This is a genomic window from Paraburkholderia hospita, from assembly GCF_002902965.1.
In the GTDB taxonomy this organism is placed as follows: Bacteria; Pseudomonadota; Gammaproteobacteria; order Burkholderiales; family Burkholderiaceae; genus Paraburkholderia; species Paraburkholderia hospita.
The window spans coordinates 630,448-644,923 of record NZ_CP026107.1 but is presented as its reverse complement, the minus strand read 5'-3'; the positions used below and the strand labels follow the sequence as shown (position 1 = coordinate 644,923).

Genomic DNA, 14,476 nt, shown 5'->3' with positions numbered 1-14,476 from the left:
CGCTACACTTCGCAAGAAACACGTGGACGGCAAGCCGGCCACCACACGGAGCCATGTGTGCCGAAGCCGCGACACGGCATCGCACGCCGGCTCACGATCAATATCGCATGTGTCCCTACGCCATGAATACTGCACACCGCAAACCGCTGCCCGGCACTTCGCTGGATTATTTCGACACGCGCGCCGCGATCGACGCGATCCAGCCGGGTGCTTATGACAAGCTGCCGTACACGTCGCGCGTGCACGCCGAGAACCTCGTGCGCCGCTGCGATCCCGCGACGCTGACCGATTCGCTGCGGCAATTGATCGACCGCAAGCGCGATCTGGATTTTCCGTGGTTTCCGGCGCGCGTCGTGTGTCATGACATTCTCGGTCAGACAGCACTCGTCGATCTCGCCGGACTGCGCGATGCGATCGCCGATCAGGGCGGCGACCCGGCCAAGGTGAACCCCGTTGTACCCGTTCAGTTGATCGTCGATCACTCGCTCGCTGTCGAATGCGGCGGCTTCGACCCGGATGCGTTCGCGAAGAACCGCGCAATCGAAGACCGGCGCAACGAAGACCGCTTCGACTTCATCAACTGGACCAAGAAGGCATTCAAAAACGTCGAAGTGATTCCGCCGGGCAACGGCATCATGCACCAGATCAATCTGGAGCGGATGTCGCCTGTCATTCATGCTGCGGATGGCGTCGCATATCCCGACACGCTCGTCGGCACGGACAGTCATACGCCGCACGTCGATGCGCTTGGCGTGATTGCCGTGGGCGTCGGCGGTCTGGAAGCGGAGAACGTGATGTTGGGCCGGGCTTCGTGGATGCGCCTGCCGGATATCGTCGGCGTCGAGCTGTCGGGCAAACGTCAGCCGGGCATCACCGCAACCGATATCGTGCTCGCGTTGACGGAATTCCTGCGTAAAGAAAAAGTAGTCGGCGCGTATCTGGAGTTTCGCGGAGAAGGTGCGTCGAGCCTTACGCTCGGCGACCGCGCGACGATCTCAAACATGGCGCCCGAATACGGCGCGACGGCCGCGATGTTCTTCATCGACGAACAGACCATCGACTACCTGCGCCTCACGGGCCGCGACGATGCGCAAGTGAAGCTGGTCGAAACGTATGCGAAAGCGGCTGGCCTGTGGGCCGATTCGCTTAAGAACGCCGAATATGAGCGCGTGCTCAGGTTCGATCTGTCGACGGTCGTGCGCAACATGGCGGGTCCGTCGAATCCGCACAAACGCCTGCCGACGTCCGATCTCGCCGAACGCGGCATTGCCGGCAAATGGGAAGAAGTGCCGGGACAGATGCCCGATGGCGCGGTCATCATCGCGGCAATCACGAGCTGCACGAACACGAGCAATCCGCGCAACGTGATCGCAGCGGCTTTGATCGCGCGCAATGCGAACGCTCGCGGTTTGACGCGCAAGCCGTGGGTGAAGTCGTCGCTGGCGCCGGGATCGAAGGCCGTCGAGCTGTATTTGCAGGAAGCAAACCTGCTGCCCGATCTGGAGAAGCTCGGCTTCGGCATCGTCGCGTTTGCGTGCACGACGTGCAACGGCATGTCGGGCGCGCTCGATCCGAAGATCCAGCAAGAGATCATCGATCGCGATCTGTACGCGACGGCCGTGCTGTCGGGCAACCGCAACTTCGATGGCCGGATCCATCCGTATGCGAAGCAGGCGTTTCTCGCGTCGCCGCCGCTCGTCGTCGCGTATGCGATTGCGGGGACGATCCGCTTCGATATCGAGCGCGATGTGCTCGGCACCGACAAGGACGGCAAGCCGGTTTATCTGAAGGACATCTGGCCGAGCGATGAAGAGATCGACGAGATCGTCAGGCAGAGCGTGAAGCCGGAGCAGTTCCGCAAGGTCTACGAGCCGATGTTCGCCGTGACGGCCGCCAGCGGCGAGCCGATCAGCCCGCTCTACGACTGGCGCGCGCAAAGCACGTACATTCGTCGTCCGCCGTATTGGGAAGGCGCGCTGGCTGGCGAGCGCACGTTGCAGGGCATGCGCCCGCTTGCCGTGCTCGGCGACAACATCACGACGGACCACCTGTCGCCGTCGAACGCGATTCTCGCGAACAGCGCAGCGGGCGAATACCTCACGAAAATGGGCTTGCCCGAAGAGGACTTCAACTCTTACGCGACACATCGCGGCGATCACCTCACCGCGCAACGCGCGACGTTCGCCAATCCAACGCTGGCCAATGAAATGGCTGTCGTGGATGGACAGGTGAAGAAGGGGTCGCTGGCGCGCATCGAGCCCGAAGGCAAGGTCACGCGCATGTGGGAAGCCATCGAAACCTACATGGACCGCAAGCAGCCGCTCATCATCATCGCGGGCGCGGACTATGGCCAGGGCTCGTCACGCGACTGGGCGGCGAAAGGCGTGCGGCTCGCGGGTGTCGAGGCGATCGTGGCGGAAGGCTTCGAGCGCATTCACCGCACGAACCTGATCGGCATGGGCGTGCTGCCGCTGGAGTTCAAGCCGGGCGTGAACCGGCTCGCGCTGGGTATCGACGGGACGGAGACGTACGACGTGATCGGCGAGCGCAAGCCGCGCGCGGATTTGACGCTCGTGATTCATCGCAAGGACGGCGAGCGCGTTGAAGTTCCCGTCACGTGTCGTCTCGATACCGCGGAAGAAGTGTCGATTTACGAAGCGGGCGGCGTGCTGCAGCGCTTTGCGCAAGACTTCCTGGAGTCGTCGAAGGCAGCGGCCTGAGACAGATCGTCATCAGATTCAACAGGATCAAAACATATGGCACACGCACCTCAGATCAAGATTCCCGCCACGTATATGCGCGGCGGCACCAGCAAAGGCGTGTTCTTTCGCCTGAAGGATTTGCCCGAAGCGGCGCAAGTGCCGGGCGCCGCGCGCGATGCGTTGCTGCTGCGCGTGATCGGCAGCCCTGATCCTTATGGCAAGCAGATCGACGGCATGGGCGGCGCGACGTCTAGCACCAGCAAGACGGTGATCATCGCGAAGAGCAGCAGGCCGGATCATGATGTGGATTATCTGTTCGGGCAGGTGTCGATCGATAAGCCGTTTGTCGACTGGAGTGGGAATTGCGGGAATCTGTCGGCGGCGGTGGGGCCGTTTGCGATTTCGGGTGGACTTGTCGATCCTGAACGTGTGCCGGATAACGGCGTTGCTGTCGTGCGCATCTGGCAGGCGAATATCGGCAAGACGATCATTGCGCATGTGCCGATTACTAAGGGCTCCGTGCAGGAGACGGGGGACTTCGAGCTCGATGGCGTGACTTTTCCTGCTGCGGAAGTGCGGCTCGAGTTTCTGGACCCTGCTGCGGAAGAGGAAGGCGCGGGAGGCGCGATGTTCCCGACGGGTAATGTCGTCGATGATCTGGAGGTGCCCGGCGTCGGCACGCTCAAGGCGACGATGATCAATGCGGGTATTCCTACGATTTTCGTTGATGCCGATGCTATCGGCTACACGGGTACGGAACTGCAGGACGCGATCAATAGCGATGACGCGGCGCTGAAGAAGTTTGAGACCATTCGTGCGCATGGGGCGCTGCGGATGGGGCTGATCAAGAGTCTTGATGAGATCGCGACGCGGCAGCATACGCCTAAGGTGGCGTTTGTGGCCCGGCCTTCTGGTTATGTCGCTTCGAGCGGCAAGGTTGTTGCTGCTGATGATGTCGATTTGCTCGTGCGCGCTATGTCGATGGGGAAGCTTCATCACGCGATGATGGGGACGGCGGCTGTGGCTATTGGCACGGCGGCGGCTATTCCTGGCACGCTGGTGAATCTTGCCGCTGGCGGTGGCGAGCGCGAAGCTGTGCGCTTCGGGCATCCTTCGGGGACTTTGCGGGTTGGTGCGCTGGCAACGCTCGAAGACGGCGAGTGGGCCGTTAAGAAGGCCGTTATGAGCCGGAGTGCGCGGGTTTTGATGGAAGGGTGGGTTCGAGTGCCGGGGTGATTTGTCTGCGACGCTAAGCCGGGGTTTGCGCTGGCATCCGCGATGCGGGGTTTGCTGCGCATGCGGTTTGTTTTTTGCCTCTGTGCTGGCATCCGCGTTTTACCTTCGTGGCGCGGGCGGTTTGGTTTGCTTGTGTTTGCGCTGGCATCCGCGTGACGGTGTTTGCCGTTCATGCGTCGCCCCTGTGCGGGGCGGCACCTACTTTTCTTTGCCGCCGCAAAGAAAAGTAGGCAAAAGAAAGCGGCTCACACCGCTAACTCTTCTTCCTGCCTGAGGGCCCCCAAAGGTTCTTACGCTTCACACGGCATTCACGTGACTCTTGTTAGTTGCCAACGCTTTGAATGAACGCCTCACCCACTTCACACCCCCGTACACGTGCTAGTGGCAACGAATGGTATGTGCCGCCCAGGTGGGAAACAGTGTGTAGGTTGTCGCGTCGTATAGGGTGGCGCTCTTACGGGGTGGGACGCGTGCGCTATCGGTCTGGAGTGAGGTGCGCGCAAGTACTACGGCCTACACACAGTTTGCCACCTGGGCGGCGGTGGACTATCTGGCACGGCATGCCGGATTGCGGGCGCGTGAAGCGGGTGCGGCGCAGCGCGAGAGCGTTGGCAACGAAAGCGAACAGGAAGGTTGCCGTGTGAAGCGGAAGACCCGTTGGGGGCCCTCAGGCAGGGAGAAATGTTGGCGGTGTGAGCCGCTTTCTTTTGCCTACTTTTCTTTGCGGCGGCAAAGAAAAGTAGGTGCCGCCCCGCACAGGGGCAACGCTTGAAGCACGAAGACATAGCGCGGATGCCAGCGAAAACCCGAAGCAAACCAACAAGCCGTCGCAGACAAAAATACCTACCGCCCCGCACAGGGCCAACGCGTGCACAGCGAAGACCGTAACGCGGATGCCAGCGCAAAGGCAAACACACCGGCCAACGCATGAACGGCAAACACCACACCGCGGACGCCAGCGCAAAGACAACCACCCCGCCCAGCGCCGCTAACGCCCTACACGTTCACTTCCCCCATCGCAGCACCAGCGGATCAAGCCTGCGCGCGATATCGATCAGTTCGGCACGCGTATCGGGATGCATCGGCGGCAGCGGATGACGCGGGGCCTCGCATGCGATCACGCCACCCTCTTTCATCAGCGCCTTCGCCGCGAGCAGACCCGTCTGACGGTTCTCGTGATTGATCAGCGGCAACCAGCGCTGATAGTGCGCAAACGCTTCATCGCGCTTGCCTTCGCGGAACGCTTCGAGAATCGGACGAATGCCGTCGGGATAGCCGCCGCCCGTCATCGAGCCCGTCGCGCCCGCGTTGAGATCCGCGAACAGCGTGATCGCTTCTTCTCCATCCCACGGACCTTCCACCGCGTCGCCGCCGAGGCGGATCAACTCGCGCAGCTTCGCAGCCGCGCCCGGCGTCTCGATCTTGAAGTACGACACCTGTTCGAGCTCACGCGCCATCCGCGCAAGAAATGCCGCCGACAGCACGGTGCCGCTCGCGGGCGCGTCCTGAATCATGATGGGAATGTCGATGCCGTCCGACAGCCGCGCATAGAACTCATAGATCTGCGTCTCGGGCACGCGGAACGTCGCGCCGTGATACGGCGGCATCACCATCACCATCGACGCACCCTGCTCCTGCGCACGGCGGCTGCGCTCGATGCACACGGCGCTGCTGTAGTGGCTCGTCGTCACGATGACGGGCACGCGGCCCGCAACATGTTCGAGCATCACGCGCGTGAGCGTCTCGCGTTCGTCGTCGGAGAGCGCGAACTGTTCGGAGAAGTTCGCGAGAATGCACAGGCCGTCCGAGCCCGCGTCGATCATGAAATCGACGACGCGTTTCTGGCTCTCCAGATCGAGCGCGCCCGTTTCGGTGAACGTGGTCGGCACCACAGGGAAGATGCCGCGATAACGTGGAGTGCGTTGTGAGGTCATGACTTGGGCTCCGCTAGAAAATGTTTTGAACGGGTCACATGCGCATCAGCGCGCATGCGCCTTCGGTTCGGGCAACGACGCCCGCACGACGAACGTAATCACGACGGCGAACAGCAGCGTCGCGGACAGGAAGTACAGGCCGGACGCGAGGCTGCCCGTCGCATCCTTGATCAGACCGATGCCGTATGGCCCGACGTAGCCGCCCAGGTTCGCGAGCGAATTGATCGTCGCGATGCCGACGGCTGCGCGCGCGCCCGACAAAAACTGGCCGGGCAGCGCCCACACTACCGCCTGGATCGAATACAGCGAGAACGCCGTCAGGCAGATGAACAGGAATTGCAGCGCGGGCGTGTGCGTCCATGCGCTCAATGCCATCGTAATCGCTGCGGCGCCGGACACGACGACGATGTGCCAGTACCGTTCACGCTTGCGATCCGAATGACGCGGCACGACACACAGCCCCACCACCGCGAACAGATACGGCACGGCGGACAACAGACCTGTCACGGCATCGGTGACGCCGAACGCCTTGATGATCGTCGGCAGCCACAACGACAAACCGTAGATGCTCAGCGGAAACGGCAGAAACAGCAGCGCGAGCAGCAGCACGCGTTTGTCCTTCAGCGCCGCAAGCGGATTGCCGTGCGACTGCAACCCATACGACGCGCTATCGGCGGCGAGTTCGCGTTCGATCCACGCGCGGTCCGACGCCGCGAGCCACTTCGCGTTCGCGGGCGACTCGGGCAGCACGCGCAAAGTCGGCACGCACAGCAGCACGGCGGGCAAGCCGCTCAGCACGAACAGCGTCTGCCAGTTCGACAGGCCGAACACGCCATGCGTCGACAGCACGAAGCCCGCGACGGGTCCCGTCAGAATCCCCGCAAGCGGTTGCGCAAGCACCAGCAAGCCGATGATGCGCGCGCGATGCCGCATCGGAAACCACTTCGTGAGGAAGTACAGAATGCCCGGATACAGGCCCGCTTCCGCCGCGCCGAGCAGAAAGCGCAGCACGTAGAAGCTCGCCGGACCGCTCACGAGCGACATCAGCATCGTGATGACGCCCCACGTGAACAGAATCCGCGCGAACCATACACGCGCGCCGAAGCGTTCGAGCGCGAGGTTGCTCGGCACTTCGCACAGAAAATAGCCGATGAAGAACAGCCCCGCGCCGAGGCCATAGGACGCGTCGCTGATGCCGACAGCCGCGTTCATGTGCAGCTTCGCGAAGCCGACCACGGAGCGGTCGATATAAGCGACGACGTAAATCAGCGCGAGAAACGGAATCAGCCGGCGAACCAGCAGACTCATGATCCGCTGTTCGTCGGCGAGCGCCGCGCCCGTTCCCGCATCGACTGCGGGCGCGGCCTGCTGCGCGCTGGCGTAGGGTGTAGTCATTGCTATGTCTCCTGTCGACCAGAGTTGGAGCTTTAGCTCCTTACTCTGGTCCCATGCAAAGCTGTCGACCAGAGTTGGAGCTTTAGCTCCTTACTCAGGTCCCATGCAAAGCTATGTCGTTATGTTCTGCGTCGAGGTATTGCGTGCTCAACCGGGCGTTCGCTCGTGCCGCCCCGCGAACCGCCGATGCACACCAAGCGGGTTCGCATCGCGCAACGCTTTAGGCAACAGCGCGGCAGGCAAGTTCTGATAGCAGACAGGCCGCATGTAACGCTCGATCGCCGCCGTGCCGACGGACGTACTGCGTCCATCGGAAGTCGCGGGGAACGGGCCGCCGTGGACCATCGCGTCGCAGACTTCGACGCCCGTCGGAAAGCCGTTCGCAAGAATGCGGCCCGCCTTGCGTTCGAGAATCGGCAGCAGCGCTTGTGCGGCGGGTTGATCGGCATCATCGAGATGCAGCGTGATCGTCAGTTGCCCTTCGATACGATTCAACACGGTGCGCAACTCATCGGCGTCGGCACATTCGACCAGCACGCTGCACGGGCCGAACACTTCGTCAGCCAGCGTGTGATCCGCGAGCAGGCTCTTCGCACTCACGCGGAACAACACCGCTTGCGCGCGCCGGCTGCCTGCTTCGGGCGCCTTGCCACGCGCGAGCGTCGTCACAGCGGGATTCGCAGCAAACCGTTCGATACCTGCGTCGTACGCCCGCAGAATGCCGCCTGTCAGCATGACGCCCGCTTGCACTCCATCAATGCTCTGCGCGGCGGTTGCAGCGAAACGCTCGAAGCCTTCGCCTGCGATGCCGAGCATCAAGCCGGGATTCGTACAGAACTGACCGCAACCCAGCGTCACCGATGCAACGAAATCGCGAGCCAGCGTCTCGGCGCGCGAGGTCAGCGCTGCGGGCATCAGCAGGTTCGGGTTCACGCTGCTCATTTCCGCGTAGACGGGGATCGGCTCCGCGCGCGCGTTCGAAATCGCCATCAGCGCGCGTCCGCCTGCACGCGAACCCGTGAAGCCCACGGCCTTGATCGACGGATGCGCGACCAGCGCCGCGCCGACTTCATGGCCCGCGTCGAACAGCATCGAGAACACGCCTTCGGGCAGTTCCGCATGACGCACGGCGTCCTGAATCGCGCGGCCCACGAGTTCAGACGTGCCCGGATGCGCCGGATGCGCCTTCACGACGACAGGGCAACCCGCTGCGAGCGCCGCCGCCGTATCGCCACCCGCGACCGAAAACGCGAGCGGAAAATTGCTCGCGCCGAACACGGCAACGGGACCAACACCGATGCGCTGAAAGCGCAGATCGGTGCGCGGCGGTTGGCGTTCGGGCAACGCGGGTTCGATGCGCGCATCGAGCGCGTCTCCGCTGCGCACGAGCGTTGCGAACATGCGCAACTGGTTCGCCGTGCGCGCGCGCTCGCCTTCGAGACGCGCTTTCGGCAAACCCGATTCGCTCATCGCGCGTTCGATCAGCGCATCGCCGAGTGCTTCGATGCGCGCGGCGATATCGTCGAGAAAACGCGCGCGGCGTTCGGCGGGCAGCGTACGGTAGGCGTCGAATGCGCTTTCGGCCAGCGCACACGCCTGATCGACATCGCCCGATTTCGCGCTGTAGTACGTCGGCGCTTGCAGCGCTTGTTCCGTTGCGGCATCGACGGCATGAAACTCAGCGCCTTGTCCACGCCGCGCGTTTGCGCCAATCAGCAGTTCACCTGTCAGGTTCATTCGTTCTCTCCTCAATGCGAATGGCGCGGCACGTCTGCGCCCCGGCAGCCGACGAGGAAGTCCAGATCGCAACCCTCGTCCGCCTGCAATACGTGATCGATATACAGCCGCTGATAACCGCCGCCGGCGGGCATCTCGGGCGGCGTGTGGCTTTCGAGGCGGCGCGCCAGTTCTTCGTCGCTGATATCGATGCGCAACGTGCCCGCATCGCAATCCAGCTCGATCCAGTCGCCGTCCTGCACCGCGGAAAGCGGGCCGCCATCTGCCGCTTCCGGCGTCACGTGCAATACGACCGTGCCGTATGCCGTGCCGCTCATCCGCGCATCCGAGATGCGCACCATGTCCTTCACGCCCTGGCGCAACAGCTTCGGCGGCAAACCCATGTTGCCGACTTCGGCCATGCCCGGATAACCCTTCGGTCCACAGTTCTTCAGCACGAGCACGGAGTTCGCGTCGACGTCGAGTGTTTCATCGACGATGCGTGCCTTGTAGTGCTCGAAGTTCTCGAACACGACGGCGCGGCCGCGATGCTTGAGCAGTTCAGGCGTCGCCGCCGAAGGCTTCAACACTGCGCCGCGCGGCGCGAGATTGCCACGCAGCACGCGGATGCCGCCGTCCTTCACGAGCGGCTGGTCGAGCGGACGGATCACTTCGTCGTTGTAGATGGGTGCATCCATCACGTTGTGCCATAACGCCTTGCCGTTCGCCGTCAGCGCGCCCGGATGCGGCAGAAGATCCGCTTCGCCGAGTCGACGCAGCACAGCAGGCAGACCGCCCGCGTAATAGAACTCTTCCATCAGGAAGCGGCCCGAAGGCATCAGGTCGACGATGGTCGGCGTGTTACGGCCGATGCGCACCCAGTCGTCCAGATCGAGCTGCACGCCGATACGCCCTGCAATCGCCTTCAGGTGAATCACCGCATTTGTCGAGCCGCCAATCGCCGCATTCACGCGGATCGCGTTCAGGAACGCTTCGCGCGTGAGGATCTTCGACAGCGTGAGCCCTTCGTGCGCCATCTCGACGATGCGCATACCCGACATGTGCGCGAGCACATAGCGGCGCGAGTCGACAGCGGGAATGGCCGCGTTGTGCGGCAGCGATGTGCCGAGCGCTTCCGCCATGCACGCCATCGTCGAGGCCGTGCCCATCGTGTTGCAGGTGCCCGCCGAGCGCGACATGCCCGCTTCCGCCGACAGGAACTTGTGCAAATCGATCTCGCCGGCCTTCAGCGATTCGTGCAACTGCCACACGGCCGTGCCCGAACCGATGTCCTTGCCGTCGAGCTTGCCGTTCAGCATCGGGCCGCCCGTGACGACGATCGCGGGCACGTCGCAACTCGCCGCGCCCATCAGCAGCGCGGGCGTGGTCTTGTCGCAACCGGTCAGCAGCACGACGGCGTCGATGGGATTGCCGCGAATCGCCTCTTCGACATCCATCGCCGCGAGATTGCGCGTGAGCATCGCGGTGGGGCGCAGATTCGATTCGCCACTGGAAAACACGGGGAATTCGACGGGAAAGCCGCCTGCTTCGTAGATGCCGCGCTTCACGTGCTCGGCGATCTTGCGGAAATGCGCATTACACGGCGTGAGTTCCGACCACGTGTTGCAGATACCGATGACGGGCCGGCCATCGAATTCGTGATCGGGGATGCCCTGATTCTTCATCCAGCTTCGATACATGAAGCCGTTCTTGTCGGCCGTGCCGAACCATTGGGCCGAGCGCAGCTTCGTTTTCTTATCCGACATGCTGACTTCCTGAAGGCAACTGCTGATGTTTGCGCAACCGTTTGAGAAGGGACGAATGGTGGTTGCGGATCATGGGGAAAAAGAGAAGTCTACGAAGCGGTCTGATATCTTTCTAATGAAAATTGGCGTCGAACTGATATCGCTTTAATTATTGGTATTAACCCTTATGCTCGATTCGAACCCCTGGTATGTCCGTACGCGGCTGAAGACGCGGCAACTGCTGCTGCTCGTCGCGCTCGACGAGGAAGGCAATATCCACCGCGCCGCCGACGCGCTGAGCATGTCGCAGCCCGCTGCGTCGAAGCTGCTGCGCGAACTGGAAGAAATGCTGGATGCGCCGCTGTTCGAGCGGATGCCGCGGGGCATGCGGCCGACGCTGTACGGCGAGGTGATGATTCGCCACGCGCGTTCCGTGGTCGGCAGCCTCGATCAGGCGCGCGAGGAAGTGCTCGCGCTGAAGTCCGGGCAACTCGGGCGCGTGGCCGTCGGCACGATCACGTCGCCCGCCGTCAGCCTGCTTCCCGCCGCGATTGCGCAGGTCAAGCAGCATCATCCCGGCTTGAGCGTGAGCGTCGAGATCGACAGCAGCAACGTGCTGCTCGAAAGCCTCGCGCAGGACAAGCTCGACCTCGTGATCGGCCGGCTGTCCGTTGAACATGACAAGCTGCATCTGCGCTACGAACCTCTCGCTGAAGAACAGGCACTCGCCGTCGCCCGTTCGGGTCATCCGTTGCTGGCGGCGCAATCGCTGACATTGGCGGATGTCGTCGACGCGTCGTGGGTCGTGCCGCCCGCGCAAAGCGTGCTGCGCCATCGCTTCGAGCTGATGTTCCAGCGTCAAAGCCTCGCGCCGCCGTCCAACGTGGTCGAAAGCGCGGAACTGCTGTTCGTGACGAGCCTGCTGTCGCAAAGCGACATGCTCGCCGTGCTCGCCGCCGAGGTCGCGCATTACTACGCGGCGCACGGCCTGCTGTCGATCCTGCCGCTCGACATGCCGCTGCGGATGGACGACTTCGGCATCATCACGCGCACCGGGCAGTTGCTGTCGCCCGCTTCGACGCAAGTGGTGCGCGCGTTGAAGCAGGTGGCCGGCGAGCTTTATGGTGCGATTACGTGACGCTCAATACGTGGCGCGGCCGCCGGACAGATCGAACACCGCGCTCCGCGACCGCATAGCCGATGCCTTGCGCGCCGCCCGTGACGACGGCGGCACGCTGCGCGAAGTCGTACTGGTTCATCAGCGCGCTCCTCTTATGCGGCGACGGTGCGTTGCTGCTGCTCGCCGAGTCCTTCGATGCCGAGGCGCATCGTCTGCCCTGCGCGCAGATAGACGGGCTCGGGCTTGTGCCCCATGCCAACGCCCGGCGGCGTGCCCGTCGAGATCACATCGCCCGGTTGCAGGCTCATGAAGCGGCTCAGGTAAGAGACGATCTGCGCGACGTTGAAGATCATCGTGCTCGTGTTGCCGTTCTGATAACGCTTGCCGTCCACTTCGAGCCAGAGGGCGAGGCACTGCGGATCGGGGACTTCGTCAGCGGTGACGAGCCACGGGCCGATCGGGCCGAACGTGTCGCAGCCCTTGCCCTTGTCCCAGGTGCCGCCGCGCTCGATCTGATATTCGCGCTCTGAGACATCGTTGACGATGCAATAGCCCGCGACGTGGCTGAGCGCGTCGGCTTCGTCGATATACGCGCCGCCCTTGCCGATCACGACGCCCAGTTCGACTTCCCAGTCGGTCTTTTGCGAGCCGCGCGGAATGCGCACGTCGTCATTCGGACCGACGACAGCCGACGTCCACTTGCCGAACACCACAGGCTCGCTCGGTACGGGCAGATTCGATTCCGCCGCGTGGTCCGCGTAGTTCAGCCCGATGCAGATGAACTTGCCGATGCGACCCACGCAGGCGCCGATGCGCGCTTCAGCGGAAACGATGGGGAGCGACTCGATATCGATCTGGCGCAGGCGTTCGAGCGATTCGGGCAACAGCGTCGAGCCCGCGATATCGTCGATCACGCCGGACAGGTCGCGGATTGCGCCGTTGCGGTCGAGAATGCCGGGCTTTTCGTGACCTGGGGCGCCATATCGCAGCAATTTCATGTGATTCCTCGTTTCCAGTTGACTGAGCTACATTGCGTCTGCCGCACAATGTAGGGAAACGGGACCGGGTTGAATAATGAAAGCTGCTGCGGGGGCGATAACTCCTGGTTATCCTGGGGTGATCCTTTATCGAGTGCGGACTGTGAAAAACTCAAAGATTGTTCCTTCACAATAAAGAGGAAAAAAAACCGACAATAAACCCCGAAAACCTCAAAAGCTCCAGCCAAAAAAGAACAAAAACTGAAAGCTGGTTGAAATAACACTATCCAGCCTAGCGTCGGTGCGCCGAGAAACTATCTCGCGTCTGTACGAACAATTAAGTCTAATTCCGAAAGCTACAAAAATCACATGTCGGGCAAACTTCTGGCATAGAGCGTGACTACCCCGAACAGCGGCGCGGTCTTCGACCATTTGCGGCCATGAATTTTCATAATATTCGGCTCGCGTGCGGGTTGTCACTTTGAGCCAGTCGCAGCGTTGAACGGTGAGGCTTTACGGGAACATTGATCGGTGTCGAACCCGCCATAACGATATACGATTGCGCCATTGAAAATCCGCAACTTCCGAGTTGAGATTTCGCGGATCGTCTCCTACAGCGCGGCATCTATATGGAGGAAATCGCGTCACCGCGAAGGCCTCGGAACTCTGAACTTTAGCTATCGTGGGGTTCACTCCGCTCAAGAACGTTTCCAACGACGGTCCGAAAATCGGCCAGAGCAGCCGCTGGCGCGACCATCGGCCAACGGCGGCTATGGTGTGCTCTACTGGCGTCCGGCCCGCGATTAGTTTGAACGGCAGCTTTGTGCCGGTCCGGAGGTCAGGAAGCGTTGAGAGTTGTTCGGCTCGTGCCGGCAAGCGTCGAATGAACCTCAACGAACCCGGAAGTTTACGATGGGAGCACGGTGCCTGGAAGACTACGCATGTCGTTCCTTGTGGCCCGGTGATGACGAAGGAAGCACCAAAGTCGAGACCTTGCCATCGTTTTCGATTTCCACAAAGCCGATTCTGCTGTACCAGTCATAGGCAGCTCGGTTGCATACGAAGACATTCAAGTACAGCGGTTTTTGTAAGTAACTGGAGAACGACATCACCTTGGCAATCGCTGTACTGCCAATCGACTTGTATTGCATCTCCGGCACGATACAAAGCATCCTCAGCCATACGAGATCGGGTTCGACGTCCCAGTGCACAAACCCGCATTGGTTGTCTTCCCATGTAACTATTTGACAAGAGCCTTGGCGAAGGCTTTTGGCAAACCCAGCATGTTGCAAGTCGTCGTCCCAGCCATACGCTGAGGTAACGAAACCTTTCATAGTTCGCCGATACGTGTCAAATAGCCATTCCGAGTCTTCAGGTACGGCCTGCCGATAATCCAGATTCATCACAACCGCCGATCGCGATAAGCAGGTCTTCGCCAGAATATCGGATATAAAGGATTGGCATCAATCGGTAGGGTCAGCGAATGTCGACGGATGCATAATGCCGTTCACCGGACGGCTGGGTTCACGATCTGCGCTGGCCTGCCAGGGCTCGCGACGAACCGATGAAATGGACTCAGAGCCGTCAGGTTGCTCTGCTGCTAGCGGACATTGATTGAGACAGCCGCGGACACTGATGTAGTCGTCGCTAC

Annotated in this window: 9 protein-coding genes and 1 pseudogene; 3 read left to right on the top strand and 7 right to left on the bottom strand. The window is 61.9% G+C overall.

Annotation, left to right across the window (positions count from 1 at the left end):
- Positions 1 to 122: 122 nt before the first annotated feature.
- Both acnD and prpF read left to right on the top strand, forming a co-directional pair.
- Positions 123 to 2,720, top strand: a complete 2,598-nt coding sequence (gene acnD / locus C2L64_RS36165) for a Fe/S-dependent 2-methylisocitrate dehydratase AcnD (RefSeq protein WP_007589395.1) — start codon at positions 123 to 125, stop codon at positions 2,718 to 2,720.
- A 36-nt stretch (positions 2,721 to 2,756) separates the two neighbouring features.
- Positions 2,757 to 3,938 carry a 2-methylaconitate cis-trans isomerase PrpF gene (gene prpF / locus C2L64_RS36160; RefSeq protein ID WP_007589396.1) on the top strand — a complete coding sequence of 394 codons (1,182 nt, stop codon included), beginning with the start codon at positions 2,757 to 2,759 and terminating at the stop codon, positions 3,936 to 3,938.
- Between the two features lie 1,004 nt (positions 3,939 to 4,942).
- Here prpF and C2L64_RS36155 read toward each other — a convergent pair.
- The 4 genes from C2L64_RS36155 to C2L64_RS36140 all read right to left on the bottom strand — a co-directional run bounded on the left by C2L64_RS36155 (position 4,943) and on the right by C2L64_RS36140 (position 10,749).
- Positions 4,943 to 5,872, bottom strand: coding sequence for a dihydrodipicolinate synthase family protein (locus C2L64_RS36155; RefSeq protein WP_007589397.1), 930 nt, complete (start codon positions 5,870 to 5,872; stop codon positions 4,943 to 4,945).
- 45 nt (positions 5,873 to 5,917) lie between these two features.
- Positions 5,918 to 7,267 carry an MFS transporter gene (locus C2L64_RS36150; RefSeq protein WP_007589398.1) on the bottom strand — a complete coding sequence of 450 codons (1,350 nt, stop codon included), beginning with the start codon at positions 7,265 to 7,267 and terminating at the stop codon, positions 5,918 to 5,920.
- Positions 7,268 to 7,414: 147 nt separating this feature from the next.
- Positions 7,415 to 9,004, bottom strand: a complete 1,590-nt coding sequence (locus tag C2L64_RS36145; protein ID WP_007589400.1) for an aldehyde dehydrogenase (NADP(+)) — start codon at positions 9,002 to 9,004, stop codon at positions 7,415 to 7,417.
- 11 nt (positions 9,005 to 9,015) lie between these two features.
- A complete protein-coding gene (locus C2L64_RS36140; RefSeq protein WP_007589402.1) occupies positions 9,016 to 10,749 on the bottom strand; it encodes an IlvD/Edd family dehydratase in 1,734 nt (577 codons plus the stop codon).
- Between the two features lie 166 nt (positions 10,750 to 10,915).
- On the opposite strand from C2L64_RS36140, the gene C2L64_RS36135 reads away from it, so the two are divergent.
- The gene (locus C2L64_RS36135) at positions 10,916 to 11,866 is read left to right on the top strand and encodes a LysR family transcriptional regulator (protein ID WP_007589404.1); all 951 of its coding nucleotides are present in this window, start codon (positions 10,916 to 10,918) and stop codon (positions 11,864 to 11,866) included.
- Between the two features lie 40 nt (positions 11,867 to 11,906).
- On the opposite strand, the pseudogene C2L64_RS56120 reads toward C2L64_RS36135, so the two are convergent.
- From C2L64_RS56120 to C2L64_RS36120, 3 genes and pseudogenes are all read right to left on the bottom strand, one after another.
- Positions 11,907 to 11,987 (bottom strand): annotated as a pseudogene (locus tag C2L64_RS56120) (short-chain dehydrogenase); the annotation flags it as partial.
- Between the two features lie 13 nt (positions 11,988 to 12,000).
- Entirely contained in the window at positions 12,001 to 12,846 is an 846-nt protein-coding gene (locus tag C2L64_RS36125; RefSeq protein ID WP_007589407.1) for an ureidoglycolate lyase, read from the bottom strand.
- 914 nt (positions 12,847 to 13,760) lie between these two features.
- Positions 13,761 to 14,228, bottom strand: a complete 468-nt coding sequence (locus tag C2L64_RS36120; protein ID WP_039901691.1) for a GNAT family N-acetyltransferase — start codon at positions 14,226 to 14,228, stop codon at positions 13,761 to 13,763.
- Between the last annotated feature and the right edge of the window lie 248 nt (positions 14,229 to 14,476).

Bases quoted from the DNA above. Each gene is read 5' to 3' on its own strand.
- acnD (WP_007589395.1), top strand. From the start codon at position 123: ATGAATACTGCACACCGCAAACCGCTGCCCGGCACTTCGCTGGATTAT.
- prpF (WP_007589396.1), top strand. From the start codon at position 2,757: ATGGCACACGCACCTCAGATCAAGATTCCCGCCACGTATATGCGCGGC.
- C2L64_RS36155 (WP_007589397.1), bottom strand. From the start codon at position 5,872: ATGACCTCACAACGCACTCCACGTTATCGCGGCATCTTCCCTGTGGTG.
- C2L64_RS36150 (WP_007589398.1), bottom strand. From the start codon at position 7,267: ATGACTACACCCTACGCCAGCGCGCAGCAGGCCGCGCCCGCAGTCGAT.
- C2L64_RS36145 (WP_007589400.1), bottom strand. From the start codon at position 9,004: ATGAACCTGACAGGTGAACTGCTGATTGGCGCAAACGCGCGGCGTGGA.
- C2L64_RS36140 (WP_007589402.1), bottom strand. From the start codon at position 10,749: ATGTCGGATAAGAAAACGAAGCTGCGCTCGGCCCAATGGTTCGGCACG.
- C2L64_RS36135 (WP_007589404.1), top strand. From the start codon at position 10,916: ATGCTCGATTCGAACCCCTGGTATGTCCGTACGCGGCTGAAGACGCGG.
- C2L64_RS36125 (WP_007589407.1), bottom strand. From the start codon at position 12,846: ATGAAATTGCTGCGATATGGCGCCCCAGGTCACGAAAAGCCCGGCATT.
- C2L64_RS36120 (WP_039901691.1), bottom strand. From the start codon at position 14,228: ATGAATCTGGATTATCGGCAGGCCGTACCTGAAGACTCGGAATGGCTA.